The organism is Rhizobium laguerreae (genome assembly GCF_002008165.1).
Lineage (GTDB): Bacteria > Pseudomonadota > Alphaproteobacteria > Rhizobiales > Rhizobiaceae > Rhizobium > Rhizobium laguerreae.
On sequence record NZ_MRDM01000017.1, the window covers coordinates 109,145 to 122,947 of the forward strand.

At 61.3% G+C, this 13,803-nt stretch carries 12 protein-coding genes; 7 read left to right on the top strand and 5 right to left on the bottom strand.

The genetic code is table 11. The features are described 5' to 3' along the window. Positions 1–38: 38 nt before the first annotated feature. Positions 39–818, bottom strand: a complete 780-nt coding sequence (locus BS630_RS24560) for a gamma-glutamyl-gamma-aminobutyrate hydrolase family protein (RefSeq protein WP_077979467.1) — start codon at positions 816–818, stop codon at positions 39–41. 291 nt (positions 819–1,109) lie between these two features. Between BS630_RS24560 and BS630_RS24565 the strand changes: the two genes are divergently transcribed. Then, positions 1,110–2,216 carry a TRAP transporter substrate-binding protein gene (locus BS630_RS24565; protein ID WP_003552852.1) on the top strand — a complete coding sequence of 369 codons (1,107 nt, stop codon included), beginning with the start codon at positions 1,110–1,112 and terminating at the stop codon, positions 2,214–2,216. 78 nt (positions 2,217–2,294) lie between these two features. Here BS630_RS24565 and BS630_RS24570 read toward each other — a convergent pair whose 3' ends face one another. Further along, complete coding sequence (locus tag BS630_RS24570; protein ID WP_077979468.1) at positions 2,295–3,788, bottom strand: TRAP transporter large permease; 1,494 nt, start codon at positions 3,786–3,788, stop codon at positions 2,295–2,297. A 21-nt stretch (positions 3,789–3,809) separates the two neighbouring features. Further along, positions 3,810–4,349: a TRAP transporter small permease subunit gene (locus BS630_RS24575; protein ID WP_077979469.1), complete on the bottom strand. Its 540-nt coding sequence runs from the start codon at positions 4,347–4,349 to the stop codon at positions 3,810–3,812. A 329-nt stretch (positions 4,350–4,678) separates the two neighbouring features. Between BS630_RS24575 and BS630_RS24580 the strand changes: the two genes are divergently transcribed. The 6 genes from BS630_RS24580 to BS630_RS24605 all read left to right on the top strand — a co-directional run bounded on the left by BS630_RS24580 (position 4,679) and on the right by BS630_RS24605 (position 11,477). Further along, positions 4,679–6,982 (top strand): putative bifunctional diguanylate cyclase/phosphodiesterase, encoded by a 2,304-nt coding sequence (locus tag BS630_RS24580; protein WP_077979470.1) that lies wholly within the window; start codon positions 4,679–4,681, stop codon positions 6,980–6,982. A gap of 146 nt (positions 6,983–7,128) precedes the next feature. Further along, positions 7,129–7,881 carry an N-acyl amino acid synthase FeeM domain-containing protein gene (locus tag BS630_RS24585; RefSeq protein ID WP_017962130.1) on the top strand — a complete coding sequence of 251 codons (753 nt, stop codon included), beginning with the start codon at positions 7,129–7,131 and terminating at the stop codon, positions 7,879–7,881. Positions 7,882–8,147: 266 nt separating this feature from the next. Continuing rightward, positions 8,148–8,372: an aa3-type cytochrome c oxidase subunit IV gene (locus BS630_RS24590; protein WP_077979472.1), complete on the top strand. Its 225-nt coding sequence runs from the start codon at positions 8,148–8,150 to the stop codon at positions 8,370–8,372. 156 nt (positions 8,373–8,528) lie between these two features. After that, positions 8,529–9,677 (top strand): Re/Si-specific NAD(P)(+) transhydrogenase subunit alpha, encoded by a 1,149-nt coding sequence (locus BS630_RS24595; RefSeq protein WP_077979474.1) that lies wholly within the window; start codon positions 8,529–8,531, stop codon positions 9,675–9,677. Continuing rightward, positions 9,677–10,075, top strand: a complete 399-nt coding sequence (locus BS630_RS24600) for a proton-translocating transhydrogenase family protein (protein WP_003542949.1) — start codon at positions 9,677–9,679, stop codon at positions 10,073–10,075. Before BS630_RS24595 ends, BS630_RS24600 begins: the two co-directional genes overlap by 1 nt. Positions 10,076–10,082: 7 nt before the next feature. Next, on the top strand, positions 10,083–11,477 hold the full coding sequence (locus BS630_RS24605; RefSeq protein WP_077979476.1) for an NAD(P)(+) transhydrogenase (Re/Si-specific) subunit beta: 1,395 nt from the start codon (positions 10,083–10,085) through the stop codon (positions 11,475–11,477). 83 nt (positions 11,478–11,560) lie between these two features. Here BS630_RS24605 and BS630_RS24610 read toward each other — a convergent pair whose 3' ends face one another. Both BS630_RS24610 and BS630_RS24615 read right to left on the bottom strand, forming a co-directional pair. Next, positions 11,561–12,043 (bottom strand): DUF992 domain-containing protein, encoded by a 483-nt coding sequence (locus BS630_RS24610; protein ID WP_027667796.1) that lies wholly within the window; start codon positions 12,041–12,043, stop codon positions 11,561–11,563. A 62-nt stretch (positions 12,044–12,105) separates the two neighbouring features. Beyond that, positions 12,106–13,758, bottom strand: a complete 1,653-nt coding sequence (locus BS630_RS24615) for a sensor histidine kinase (protein ID WP_077979654.1) — start codon at positions 13,756–13,758, stop codon at positions 12,106–12,108. Positions 13,759–13,803: the final 45 nt, after the last annotated feature.

Genomic DNA, 13,803 nt, shown 5'->3' on the forward strand with positions numbered 1-13,803 from the left:
TGCCGAGTAACAGACTAGCGCTTCGCGGGCGCCTGGAGTCAGGCAATCGCCTGCGCGGGGATTATCGGCAGCTTGGCGGCGGCATAGCTGCGGACGGCGTCACCGAAAGCGGCGAACAGCTGGTTCGAAGACTTATCGGTCTCAGCCCAATATTCCGGATGCCATTGCACGCCGATGGCAAAGGCCTTGGCGTCGATGACGGAAACGGCCTCCACCGTGCCGTCTTCGGCGATCGCTTCCACCTGCAGGCGTGGGGCGGTTCTGGCGATTGCCTGGCGATGCAGGGAATTCACGCGGATCTCGCCCGGACCAAGAATGCCTGCGATGCAGGAGCCTTCCTTGACGTGGACGGTCTGGCGAATGGCGTACATGCCGTCCCGGTCGACGCCTTCCGGCCGGCGGTGGTCCCAGATGCCGGGTTGCTCCTGGATCTCGCTTGTCAGCGAGCCGCCGAGGGCGACATTCAGCTCCTGGATGCCGCGGCAGATGGCAAGCAGCGGGACGGCGCGGTCGATGGCGCGGCAGATGAGCGGCAGGCTGGTGGCGTCGCGGGCGGGGTCGAACGGGCCGTGCTTGTCATTCGCCTCGGTACCGTAGAGCGAGGGATGAACATTGCTGGCCGAGCCGGACACCAGCAGGCCGTCGACGCGGTCGAGGATCGCATCGGTATCGTAGCCTTCCTCGAAGGCGGGGATCATGAAGGCCATGACGCCGGCGGCATTCAATGCGGCACGCAGATATTGATGCTGCACGGCATGCCAGGTTGCGCCGTCGAAGCTGCGGATATCGGAAGGAATGGCAACGATCGGTTTCGTCATATCAGCCCCGGTGAAATCTTTGTGCTTGCCGTTTCTGCCGCCAGAACGGCCGTCAAGTCAACGCTTGGCTGCGTGAGGTGGCCAAATTGCGGCGGAAGCGATAGGGAAGCTCTCCGGTTTGGGCTAAGCCGCTGATTTTGATGGGCGCCTGGGGCCGCCTTATTGCCGTCTTGATGCCAAAGGCTAATAGACTAAAGCTTGAATCGCGGCCCCCGCCATGCTTAGGTTTGCCCTTGCTGCGGGTAGGGGTGAAGATCGCCCGCGCAGTACCATCTATACGGGAGGTTTTTGATGGATCGTCGTTCGTTTTTCAAGAAGGCGGGAACCGCCGGCGCCGGTGCGGTTGCCGCAACGGCATTGGCAGCGCCTGCGATCGCGCAGGAGAATCCGAAGATCGCGTGGCGCATGACATCGTCGTTTCCGAAGAGCTTGGATACGATCTACGGCGGCGCCGAGGACATCGCCAAGCATGTCGCCGCCGCGACGGATGGCAATTTCACGATCCAGCCTTTCGCGGCGGGTGAAATCGTGCCGGGCCTGCAGGCCGTCGATGCCGTTGCCGCCGGCACGGTCGAGGCAGCCCATACCACCTCCTATTATTTCGTCGGCAAGGACCCGACCTATGCCATTGGAACGGCCATTCCATTCGGGCTGAACAGCCGTCTGACCAATGCCTGGTACTATGAAGGCAACGGCAACAAACTGATGAACGAGTTTTATGCCACGCAGGGCATGTATGCCCTGCCGGCCGGCAATACCGGTGCGCAGATGGGCGGCTGGTTCCGCAAGGAAATCAATACGCTCGATGACCTCAAGGGCGTCAAGATGCGCATTGCCGGCCTTGCCGGCCGCGTCATGGAGAAGGTCGGCGTCATCCCGCAGCAGATCGCCGGCGGCGACATCTATCCGGCGTTGGAAAAAGGCACGATCGATGCGGCGGAATTCGTCGGCCCCTATGACGACTTGAAACTCGGCTTCCACAAGGTGGCGAAGTACTACTATTATCCGGGCTGGTGGGAAGGTGGCCCGACGGTGCATGGATTCTTCAATCTCGAAAAGTGGAGCAGCTTGCCCAAGCATTATCAGGCGGCGCTGACCGACGCCTGCGCCTTTGCCAACACCAACATGCTGGCGAAGTACGACACGAAGAACCCAACCGCGCTGAAGCAGCTCGTCGCGGAGGGCGCGACGCTGCGCCCATTCAGCCAGGAGATCATGGAAGCCTGCTTCCAGGCAGCCACGGGCATCTACAGCGAAATCTCGGGCACGAACCAGTATTTCAAGAAGATTTACGACGACCAGACCGCCTTCAAGCGGGACGCCTATCTCTGGATGCAGCTGTCGGAATACACCTTCGATACGTTCATGATGATTCAGCAACGGGCCGGAAAGCTTTAAGGCTTTCCGCCGTCGACGCTTCAGACGAGCGCAATAACAAAACCCCGGATCTCCATCCGGGGTTTTGTTATTTCTGGACTATTTTGCCGGTGGCGGCGGTGCTCCCGGCAGGCCGTTCAGGGGCGGCAGGCTCAGGCCGGGGATCTGCGGTGAGCCATTGCCGCCGCCGCCCAGTGGCGGCAGGCCGAGCTGGCCGCCGAAGCCTGGGATTTCGATCTTGATCGCGTTCGGGTCGACCTTCGGGCCGTGATCCAGCCAATAGGTGACCGATTGCGGCCAGAAAATCACGATCGCCACCAGGATCAGCTGCATACCGACCCAGGGGAGCGCACCCATGTAGATATCCGAGGTCTTGACGTCCTTGCTGGCGATCGAGCGCAGGTAGAAGAGTGCGAAGCCGAAGGGCGGATGCATGAAGCTCGTCTGCATGTTGACGCAGATCAGGACGCCGAACCAGATCAGGTCGATGCCGAGACTGGAGGCAACGGGTGCGAGCATCGGGATGACGATGAAGGCGATCTCGAAGAAGTCGAGGAAGAAGGCGAGCACGAAGATGAAGATGTTGACGAAGATCAGGAAACCGACCGGCCCGCCGGGAATGCCCGACAGCATGTGCTCGATCCAGCGCGAGCCGTCCATGCCCTGGAAGACCAGGCTGAAACAGGTGGAGCCGATCAGGATCATCACCACCATGGATGTGATGTGCGTGGTCGATGACATAGCTTCGCGGATCAGCGGCCAGGTGAGGCGGCGATTCATGGCGGCAAGCACAATGGCGCCGACGACGCCGAGCGCGCCTGCTTCCGTCGGTGTTGCAAGGCCCATGAAGATCGTGCCGAGCACCAGGAAGATCAGCACGATCGAGGGGACCATGCCCATCAGCACCCTCACGAGCAGAGCCCAGTTGAAATCGCCGCGCACCTCTTTCGGCAGCGGCGGCATCGATTTCGGCCGGATAATCGACATCACCAGGATGAAGAGCACGAAGATCGTCACCTGCAGGATTGAGGGGCCGATCGCGCCGAGATACATGTCGCCGACCGACCTGCCGAGCTGATCGGCGAGAACGACGAGCACGAGCGAAGGCGGGATCACCTGTGTGATCGTGCCCGAGGCGGCGATGACGCCGGTGGCAAGGCGCGGGTTGTAGCCGTAGCGCAACATGATCGGCAGCGAGATCATCCCCATGGTGATGACCGAGGCAGCCACCGTGCCGGTGATCGCGCCGAGAACGGCGCCGACGAGGATGACGGCATAGGCGATGCCCCCGGGTATGCCGCCAAAGAGCTTGCCGGTGCCCTCGAGCAGGTCCTCGGCTAATCCGCAGCGCTCCAGCACCGCGCCCATGAAGGTGAAGAAGGGAATGGCGAGCAAGAGATCGTTGGAAAGGATGCCGAAGAAGCGTAGCGGCAGAGCCTGCAGGAAGACCTCGCCGAAATGGCCGGTGAAGATGCCGATGATGGCGAAAAACAAGCCGACGGCGGCGAGCGAGAAGGCGACCGGAAAGCCGTAGAGCATGAAAATGATCATGCCCAGGAACATGGCCGGCGGGATGATGCCGAAATCAAACAAATCCGTGTCTCCCAGCCCGCGTTACTGCAGCGGCTTTTCGTATTTCGTATCGATGCTGAGATAGCCGGTGAGCGCTGCGATCCGCTTGACCAGTTCCGAGACGCCCTGAAGGGACAGCAACGCGAAGCCGGCGACGAGGATCAGCTTGACGGGCCAGCGGATCAGCCCGCCGGCATTGCCCGATATTTCCCCCTGGTGGTAGGAGAGCGCGAAGAAGGGCCAGCACAGCCAGGTGAGATAGACGCATGCGGGAAGGAGGAAGACGATGAGGCCGACGATGTCGATCCAGATCTTCGCCTTGTCGGAAACCGAACCATAGATCAGATCGACGCGGACATGTTCATTGTTGCGCAACGCATGCGAGGCGCCGAGCATGACGACGAAGGCGAAGAGATACCACTGGATCTCCAGCCAGCCGTTCGAACTGTAGTTGAAGGCATAACGGACGATGGCGTTACCGGCGCTGATCAGACAGCAGAACAGCACCATATATTCGGAAAGTTTGCCCATGAACTGACTGATCGAATCGATCAGCCGGCTTGCGGCCAGAAGTACCGACATTCGCCTCCCCTTATTCTTGTCCCGCCGGTTTTCCGGCAGCTTTTCTCTCTTGCAATCGATGTAGACCACGGCCTTTGAAATTGGAAGGATAAATGCCTCGCGTTGGAGTATAGTCTTAAGTGCGCAGGTAGGATCATATGGCCGTCGAATATTTCAACAACCCAGGCGTGGATAAATTATTTCAGTAATCTCGCCGGTAGGCTGCATTAACTCGCGTAGGCTGTGCGGTTCATCCTGTGGTTTTAGAAAATTTGACCAAATGTTTGATTCCATTGAAATCAATTTTTAAAGGGTTGGGCTTAGAATTCCCGCGCACAGGGAAAGTGTGGATGAAGCCAGATAACCCGAACAGGGTCCCAATAGATGTGTATCTGTCGTTTGTGAGTTCCCTCTCCGGGAATCGCATGACGCTTCTTGTTGGCGTGATTGTACATGTTGCGACGTGCCTTGCCGTGGCTGCCAAGACACAATACTCCATCTACATCCTGCTGTCGGTCGCCTTCCTTCTGGTCTTCGGCGCTCGCATGGCCATCTTCCGGCAGTTCGATCGTGTCGACAAGCAGAGCCTGTCGCACGCCGGAATCGAACGGTGGGAGCGGATTCTCGTTGCCAGTGGAGCCTGCACCACGGCGCTCCTCGGCATCGCCAGCGGCTACGCCATCTTCGTCGTGCGCGATTCCTTTGCGGAGCTTGCCTGCATTTCCGTCACCATGGCAACCATGGTTTCCGTCGTCGGCCGCAACTACGGCTCGCGCTTCGCAGTCGACCTCCAGACGTTCTTCTGCTGCCTGCCGATGATCGTCTGCAGCCTGCTGGTGCTAGATTTCTATCGCGGCGTTCTGTCGATCTTCCTCATTCCTTTCTGGCTGACGACGCGGGCCATGGCGAACGGCGTGCGCGAGTTTCTCTATGAGAACGTCATTGCGCGCCGGGAAATCACCATCATTGCCGACCGTTTCGATACGGCTCTCAACAACATGCCGCACGGCCTCGTCATGGTCGATGCCGAAAACCGCATCCAGGTGGTCAATCGCAAGGCCTGCGAGCTTCTGAAGATCGGTGCGCCGGAGCGGCTGAAGGACCGCGACCTCGGCGCCGTGCTGCGCTACGGCGCGCGCTACAGCTTCATGGATGCCTCGCAACCGGAGCTCATCCTGCGCCAGCTCACCCAGGTCGCCGAGGGCAGCCTGTCGCGCACGCTCATTCATTTTCCCGAGAGCCTGTCGCTCGAATTCTCCGCCAGCCGCAGGGCCGACGGTGGCGCCGTGCTGATCTTCGAGGACGTGTCAAGCCGGGTGAAGGCGGAGCAGAAGATCCTGCACATGGTGCGCTTCGACGCGCTGACCGGCCTGCCCAACCGGCAATATTTCGGCCAGTTGGTGCAGGAGTATTTTGCCAAGTATCCGAAGAAGAACGGGCCGCTCGGCTTCATGGTGCTCGATATCGACGAGTTCAAACATGTCAACGACATGCGCGGCCATGTGACCGGCGACCATCTGCTCTGCGCTATCGCCGCCCGCATCAAACAGGCTTCCGGTAATGCCATCCTCGGCCGGCTGATGGGCGATCAGTTCATTCTGTTCTTCCCGCGTGCGAAGGAGCAGGTCTCGCTCGACCGCGAAATCCGCCGCGTTCATGCCGCGATCCAGGGTAACTACGAGGTCGACGAAGTGACTTTTCTCGTTTCGCTCAGCGCCGGCTACGCGATTCTCGAAAGCGACGCGTTCGCGATGGACGAATGGAGCGTCAAGGCGGATCTTGCCCTGTTCGAAAGCAAGTCGCGCTTCAAGGGCGGCATCTCAGGATTCGAGCGGGAGATGGACGGCCGCTATATCGAGCAACAGAAGCTGAAGGCGGATCTGCGCGATGCGGTCTCGGCGCAGGCGCTGCATCTCGTCTTCCAGCCGATGTTCCGGGCCGACGGCTCGCGGATCGAATGTGCCGAGGCCTTGGCGCGCTGGGTGCATCCGGAGAGGGGCTCGATCCCCCCCGATGTCTTCATCCGGCTCGCCGAAGATATGGGCATCATCTCCGACATCACCCGCTTCGTGCTGTTCAAGGCCTGCAGCGAATGCATGACCTGGCCGGAACATATCGCCGTTTCGGTCAACCTTTCGGCGCGGGATCTGCGCGATGCCGACATCCTTTCGGTGGTTGCCGAGGCGCTTGCCCATTCCGGCCTCGCCGCGGCACGACTGCATCTCGAAGTCACCGAGAGCTGCCTGATCGACGAGCCGGCGGCGGTGCGCGCCATCCTGGCGGAGCTCAGGTCCCGCGGCATCACCATTGCCATCGACGATTTCGGCACCGGTTTCTCCAGCCTCAGCTATCTCGACACGCTGCCGCTTGATATCGTCAAGATCGACCGGTCCTTCGTGCGCAACATCGTCGAGGATGCGCGCCGCCTCAAGCTCTTGCGCGGCACAGTCAATCTCGCCCGCGAACTGGGCCTGAAGATTGTCATCGAGGGCGTTGAGACCGAGGAGCAGCTGGCGCTGCTCAACAAGCACCGCAGCGCCGATCTCGTGCAGGGTTACGTTTTCTCGCGGCCGGTGCCTTCCCAGAACATCACGCTGCTACAAGAGGGCATCGGCCGCCGCACCGTCCAGCGCCGTCGCAACAAGGTCGCCTGAGCCGCCTGCAAATGACTGGTTATCCCAGCTTAAAATCTTGCGCGCCGTTAACCTTAATAGTTTAAATTCAACCCAAATTTTCAGATTTTCTTGCCTATATATCGGCGGCGTATGATTAATGATCCGTTAACGAGCGGATCGAGAGAATGTCAGACACACTTTTTACGCGTAGCGATTTCAGCAGGAAAATCCTTGAAATTCTAGATCACGTCGAATATCGCCGGGTCGAAAGCAGTGAAGACATGGAGGACGTGGAGCGGCTGCGCTACAAGGCCTACAAAGCCCACGACGCGCTGTCGCTTGCCCCGGAAGGTTTATTGGACGATGTCGATTTCGACAGCCATGCCTATATCTTTGGTCTCTATTATTATGGTGAACTGGTCAGTACGATCCGAATTCACTATGTGACGCCGGAGCATCGTATCAGCCGGTCCGGAGAGGCCTTTCCCGAGGCGATGGATGAGCTTTTGGACGCCGGGCTGACCTTGATCGATCCGGCGCGTTTCGCGGCCGATCCGGAGCTCACCGCCGATCTGCCGTGGGTTCCCTATCTGACGCTGAGACCCGCCATCGTTGCGGCAGCGTATTTCCGAGCTGACCGCGTTATTCAGTCCGTCCGGCCCCCGCATGCCGCCTTCTACAAGCGGGTCTTCTATGCCGATACCATCGTGCCCGGCCGACTGGCGGAGAGTTACGGGGTTGACGTGACGCTGATGGCGACGAATGTGATCGAGGTCGGACGCAAGCTGCTGACGCGCTATCCCTTCTTCATCTCCAGCGCCAGCGAGCAGCGTATGATGTTTTCGCGCACTCCGAACGACACGCTACCGCCGCTCACCATCATTCCGACGGCGCGTTTCGTGCCGCCAGGCGAACTTGGCACCGATCTGCCGCTGTGATTTCCCTTTCTCCGCGATAGAGAGGCGATGCCGTCAGGGCAGATGAGGCGTGGACGACAGGCGAAAACCGCATCTGTCGCCGGACCTCCTTTCATCCGATCGTTGAGGTCGTCTTCTCGTCCGGATGAGGTCGCTGCGAGGCGCGCTCGCGGCATTCTCATGCATTGCGCTTTTGCCTGTCATTGTGTAATTCCTGCAGGAAGGGATTTCCCTCGCTCAGGCTAGGGAATCAAGCAGCGCAGAGGCATTTCAGGGAGACGATATTTATGGCCGAACATCATACCGGACCGGTCGAGACCGGCGCGCCGATGGACTACAAGGAACATGAAAAGACCTACGACATGTTCGTCGCCAGCGCGAAATACGGCTCGATGCTTCTCATCGTCCTCCTGCTTGCAATGACCGCCGGTTTCTTCGGCGGCGCCGGCCTTCTCGGCGGTCTCCTCGTCTTTATCATTCTACTCGCTGCCGGCATCTTCCTGCTCCGCTGATCGCGTAGATTCAGAGGGTCAGAGCGCCCTTTGTGCGTCCGAAAGGACGCACGGCGTTCTGAGGGGAGGAGAGCTTCTCCGAAGCTTTTTGAATGAGGTGCTTGGCCCGCGCAGGGAAAGCCTGCGGCGGTCTGGCTGACCCGGAGGAGGGGGCAGTTGGGCAATATCGTTTTCGTTGCAAGGGAAAACACGGGTGAGGAGACGCGCGTCGCGGCCTCCGCCGAGACCGTGAAGAAGATGAAAAGTTTCGGCTTCGACGTCGTCGTCGAAGCCGGTGCCGGTGCGGCTTCGCGCATTCCGGACGGGGAGTTCGAGGCCGCCGGCGCCAGGATCGGCAGTTTTGCAGATGCAGCCTCCGCCGACGTGGTGCTGAAGGTGCGCCGTCCCAGCGGATCGGAAATCTCCGGCTATAAAAGCGGCGCCGTGGTCATCGCCATCATGGACCCCTACGGCAATGACGAAGCGATCGCGGCACTGGCAAGTGCAGGGCTTTCGGCTTTCGCGATGGAACTGATGCCGCGCATTACCCGCGCTCAGTCCATGGACGTGCTGTCGTCCCAGGCCAATCTCGCCGGTTACCAAGCCGTCATCGAGGCGGCGGCGGTTTATGACCGCGCTATGCCGATGATGATGACGGCGGCCGGCACGGTGCCGGCCGCCAAGATCTTCGTCATGGGCGCCGGCGTCGCCGGTCTTCAGGCGATTGCGACCGCGCGTCGCCTGGGTGCTGCGGTCTCGGCCACCGACGTTCGCCCTGCCGCCAAAGAGCAGGTCGCCTCGCTCGGCGCCAAGTTCATCGCCGTCGAGGACGAGGAGTTCAAGGCGGCGGAAACGGCCGGCGGCTATGCCAAGGAAATGTCCGCCGACTATCAGGCGAAACAGGCGGCTCTGGTGGCCGAACACATCGCCAAACAGGATATCGTCATCACCACCGCGCTGATCCCCGGTCGTGCGGCGCCGCGCCTCGTTTCGCGCGCCATGCTCGCTTCGATGAAATCAGGTGCGGTCGCCGTCGACCTTGCGGTCGAGCGCGGCGGCAATATCGAGGGTGTCGTCCCCGGCGAGATCGCCGACGTCGAAGGCGTCAGGGTGATCGGTTTCGCCAACATGCCGGGCCGGGTTGCGGCCAGCGCTTCGGCGCTCTACGCCAAGAACCTCGTCACCTTCCTCGAGACCATGATCAACAAGGAAAGCCGGAGCGTCGTCGTCAATCTCGACGACGAGCTCGTCAAGGCGACGATGCTGACCAATGCCGGCGATGTGGTTCATCCCGCCTTCGGCGGCGCGAAGAAGGGAGACATCTGATGGCCAGTGAAGCAATGGACAGAGCGCTGGAGCAGCTCGACCAGGCGGTGACCGCCGTCATCACGGCGGCGGCCCAGGCACCGGAAGCGGCAAGTGCTGCGACCGGCGGGGCGATCGATCCTTTCGTCTTCCAGCTCGCCATCTTCGTATTGTCGATCTTCGTCGGCTATTACGTCGTGTGGTCGGTGACGCCGGCACTGCATACGCCGCTGATGGCCGTCACCAATGCGATCTCCTCCGTCATCGTCGTCGGCGCGCTTCTGGCGGTCGGCATCTCGACCAGCGGGCTTGCGACCGGCTTCGGCTTCGTCGCCCTCGTGCTCGTCTCGGTCAACATCTTCGGCGGTTTCCTCGTCACGCAGCGGATGCTTTCGATGTACCGCAAGAAGGACCGGTGAGGGACCGATGACCAATATCGCAGCCTTCCTCTACCTCGTCTCCGGCGTGCTCTTCATCCTGGCGCTGCGCGGCCTGTCGCATCCGGCCACCAGCCGCAAGGGCAATCTCTACGGCATGATCGGCATGGGGATCGCGATCCTGACGACGCTGGTGCTGGCGACGCCTGACTTCGGCGGCTTCGTGCTGATCGTCCTTGGTCTTGCCATCGGCGGCAGCGTCGGCGCCTATGTCGCCCGCACCATCCCCATGACCTCGATGCCGCAGCTCGTCGCCGGTTTCCACTCGCTGGTCGGCCTTGCCGCCGTGCTGGTCGCGGCCTCTGCGCTCTACACGCCTGCTTCCTTCGGCATCGGCGAGATCGGTCACATCCACACCGAGGCGCGCGTCGAGATGGCGCTCGGCGTTGCGATCGGGGCGCTGACCTTCACCGGCTCGATCATCGCCTTTCTGAAGCTCGACGGACGCATGTCCGGCAAGCCGATCCTGCTGCCCTACCGGCATGTGATCAATGCGAGCCTGCTGGTGCTGATCGTGCTCTTTATTATCGGGCTTGCCGCCACCGAGAGTCATTTCGACTTCTGGGCCGTCGTCGCGCTGTCGCTGGCGCTCGGCGTTCTGCTGATCGTGCCGATCGGTGGGGCCGATATGCCGGTCGTCGTCTCGATGCTGAACTCCTATTCAGGATGGGCCGCGGCCGGCATCGGCTTCACGCTCGGCAATCTGGCGCTGATCATTACGGGTGCGCTCGTCGGTTCCTCCGGCGCGATCCTCTCCTACATCATGTGCAAGGGCATGAACCGCTCCTTCGTTTCCGTCATCCTCGGCGGTTTCGGCGGTGAGACGGCGTCCGGCGGACCCGACACATCAGACAGGACGGTCAAGCTCGGCTCGGCCGAGGATGCGGCCTATCTGATGGCCAATGCATTGAAGGTCATCATCGTGCCGGGATATGGCATGGCGGTCGCCCAGGCCCAGCATGCGCTGCGCGAACTCGCCGACAATCTCAAGAAGAACGGCGTCGAGGTGAAATATGCGATCCATCCGGTCGCAGGACGTATGCCCGGCCACATGAACGTGTTGCTCGCCGAAGCGAATGTTTCCTATGACGAGGTTTTCGAGCTTGAGGACATCAACTCGGAATTCGCCCAGGCCGACGTCGCCTACGTCATCGGCGCCAATGACGTCACCAATCCGGCGGCGCGCGACGACAAGACCTCGCCGATCTACGGCATGCCGATCCTCGACGTCGACCGGGCCAAGACCTGCCTCTTCGTCAAGCGTTCGCTCGGCTCGGGTTATGCCGGCATCGACAATACGCTGTTTTACAAGGATGGCACGATGATGCTGCTCGGTGACGCGAAGAAGATGACCGAGGATATCAACAAGGCGCTCGCGCATTGATCGCTGCAGCCGCCCTTCGGGCGGCTGTTTGATTCATGCAAACAGTTAACTGCTGTCCACCTTGGCCGATGCGGCTGCTTTCGTCAGGTCTCGCCCGGCACGAGGGTCATTTTCTCGACGCCGATCGCCAGGTTTAAACCTTCCTGAGCCTGGACATTCAACGGCTGCAGCATGAAGGCCTTGTCGGTGCCGCCGGCGATAACCTTGGCGCCGGCGCCTGCACCGATGCTCGCATCGGCGCCGATCCCGTAATATTCGCCGGCAAGGGCGAATTGCGGGATATCTGTGCCGGTCTTTGCCAGCACCTGCCAGATCATGACGCTCTTGCCGGTCAGGCCGATATCGAGGCCGAATTTCTCGATTTTGCCGGCATAGACCGCCTTGGCGCCGCCGGCCGATGGCGTATAGGTGCAGATAAGGTTCTTCTGCGAGGTGACGATCAGACCCTGACCGCCATCCGATCCGCAGACCAGACGGCCAAGCGTGACATAATTTTCCGCGCCCGCCGGGTTCGCCCAGGCAACGGCTGTCAGCGCCGCGGCTGCGATCATCGTTTGCTTGAACATGTTCCTTCTCCTTTGGAACGACCTGTCCGAAACGGGTGGAGGTAGCGATTGTTCCGGGACTTTTACTCCCGCTCCAGCGTGGCGCGCTGCGCCGTCAGCACCCATAACAGGCCTTCGGGCCGGAAATCGATCTCAACCGTGCCGCGAAAGGCGGAGGCGGCATGAGCCTTGATAACGGTCGTGCCGAAGCCCGAGCGCGATGGCTCGGTGACCGGCGGGCCGCCGCGCTCTTCCCAGGTGAAACGAAGCAGGGCATCCGGCTTGCCCGCCTCGCTGACGTCGCGCCATTCGAAGCGGACACGGCCCTGCGGTACGGAGAGTGCCCCGTACTTCACCGAATTGGTGGCGAGTTCGTGCAAGGCGAGGCCGAGATTCTGCACGGCATCCGGTCTCAGCACGAAGTCTTCGCCGCTGATGTCTATCTGGTCGCGCGATTGCGGGAAGGCGTGCAAATGGATGTCGACGACCCGCCGCAGCGATACCCCTCCCCATTGTTCGCTGGTCAGGAGCTCGATCGAACGCACCAACCCCTCGAGGCGGTCGGCGACGGCGGCGCGGAAGGTCTCGACGCTGTCGGACTGCTTGGCGAGCTGGCGCATCATTGCCTGGGCAAGCGTCAGAAGATTCTTGGTGCGGTGGACGAGTTCATGCATGACGAAACGCAGCCGGTCTTCGGTCTGGCTACGGTCGAAAGAGGCATTCGAAAGGGCAATCGCCACCTGGTTGGCCTCGATGACGCTGGTCTCGACCGGCGAGACGATATGGCCTTCGCCCATGCGGTTTGCCATGTCGGCGATATCGCGGATGGTGGTGCGGACCTGTCTTGCGACGGCATAGGCGGCCAGCACCGCGACAAGCACCAGTGCCACGCCGCCGATGATCAGGAAACGCCAGGTGCTGAGGATCGAAGCCTGGGCGATCGGTCCCCAGATTACCGTCTTCCACGACCAGCCGGGAATCTGGGCATAACCGAGGAGCATGTGCGGCAGGATCGCCTCGTCCTCGAAGACGCCGCGGGACACGGTGAGCGCCGGCAGAATGCGCGGATCGAAGGGCGTGCCGGGTTCGAGATTGGCGGGGCCAGTGGCCGCGACGACGTGGCCGCTCTCATCGATGACGGCGGCCGACCAGCCGGGGCCAAGGCCCTCGGTGGTCACAAGCTTGCGCAGATCCTGGGCGTTCTGCGTGATGATAAGGGCTGCGACCGGCTCATTCTTCCGCGGCAGGGTGACGTTATAGACCCATTCGCCGCTGGTCCGGCCGCGAAAGACGTCGGACGCTTCGATGCGACCGGACGCCATGGCCGCCTCGAGAGCTGTCATGTTCGCCGTCTTGCCGAGCGGCGTGCCGAACGCCCGACGGGTGTTGAGCAGCTGCTGGCCGGTGCGGTCGACGGCGATGACGAAAAGCGTGTTGTCTCTGAGGGCCGTTTCCGTGCGCTCATGGAAGGAGGCGAAATTACCGTTTTCAAGCTCCGGCGAACTCGAAAGCAGCCGCAGGGTCGTCGCCATGTCCTGAAGCTGGCGGTCAATGATGCGTGAAAGGGCAAGCGCATCCTGGGCGGTCTCGCGCTTCAGCGCCGAACGCTGGTTGTCCTCCAGCTGCAGCAGAAGCAGCGCTACGAAGGCGAAGATCGGCAGTGCGATTGCCACGGCCATGGCGACGAGGTAGGTGCCGATCGAAGCCTTGGGAAAGAACAGGGTGACGATCTTCATCTGTTGCGCCAGATGGCATGCGCCTGAAAAGACGCGCGGCGCTGT

Coding starts and splice junctions, on each gene's coding strand:
- BS630_RS24560 (WP_077979467.1), bottom strand. CDS start 818: ATGACGAAACCGATCGTTGCCATTCCTTCCGATATCCGCAGCTTCGAC.
- BS630_RS24580 (WP_077979470.1), top strand. CDS start 4,679: ATGAAGCCAGATAACCCGAACAGGGTCCCAATAGATGTGTATCTGTCG.
- BS630_RS24605 (WP_077979476.1), top strand. CDS start 10,083: ATGACCAATATCGCAGCCTTCCTCTACCTCGTCTCCGGCGTGCTCTTC.
- BS630_RS24615 (WP_077979654.1), bottom strand. CDS start 13,758: ATGAAGATCGTCACCCTGTTCTTTCCCAAGGCTTCGATCGGCACCTAC.
- BS630_RS24575 (WP_077979469.1), bottom strand. CDS start 4,349: ATGTCGGTACTTCTGGCCGCAAGCCGGCTGATCGATTCGATCAGTCAG.
- BS630_RS24610 (WP_027667796.1), bottom strand. CDS start 12,043: ATGTTCAAGCAAACGATGATCGCAGCCGCGGCGCTGACAGCCGTTGCC.
- BS630_RS24585 (WP_017962130.1), top strand. CDS start 7,129: ATGTCAGACACACTTTTTACGCGTAGCGATTTCAGCAGGAAAATCCTT.
- BS630_RS24590 (WP_077979472.1), top strand. CDS start 8,148: ATGGCCGAACATCATACCGGACCGGTCGAGACCGGCGCGCCGATGGAC.
- BS630_RS24565 (WP_003552852.1), top strand. CDS start 1,110: ATGGATCGTCGTTCGTTTTTCAAGAAGGCGGGAACCGCCGGCGCCGGT.
- BS630_RS24600 (WP_003542949.1), top strand. CDS start 9,677: ATGGCCAGTGAAGCAATGGACAGAGCGCTGGAGCAGCTCGACCAGGCG.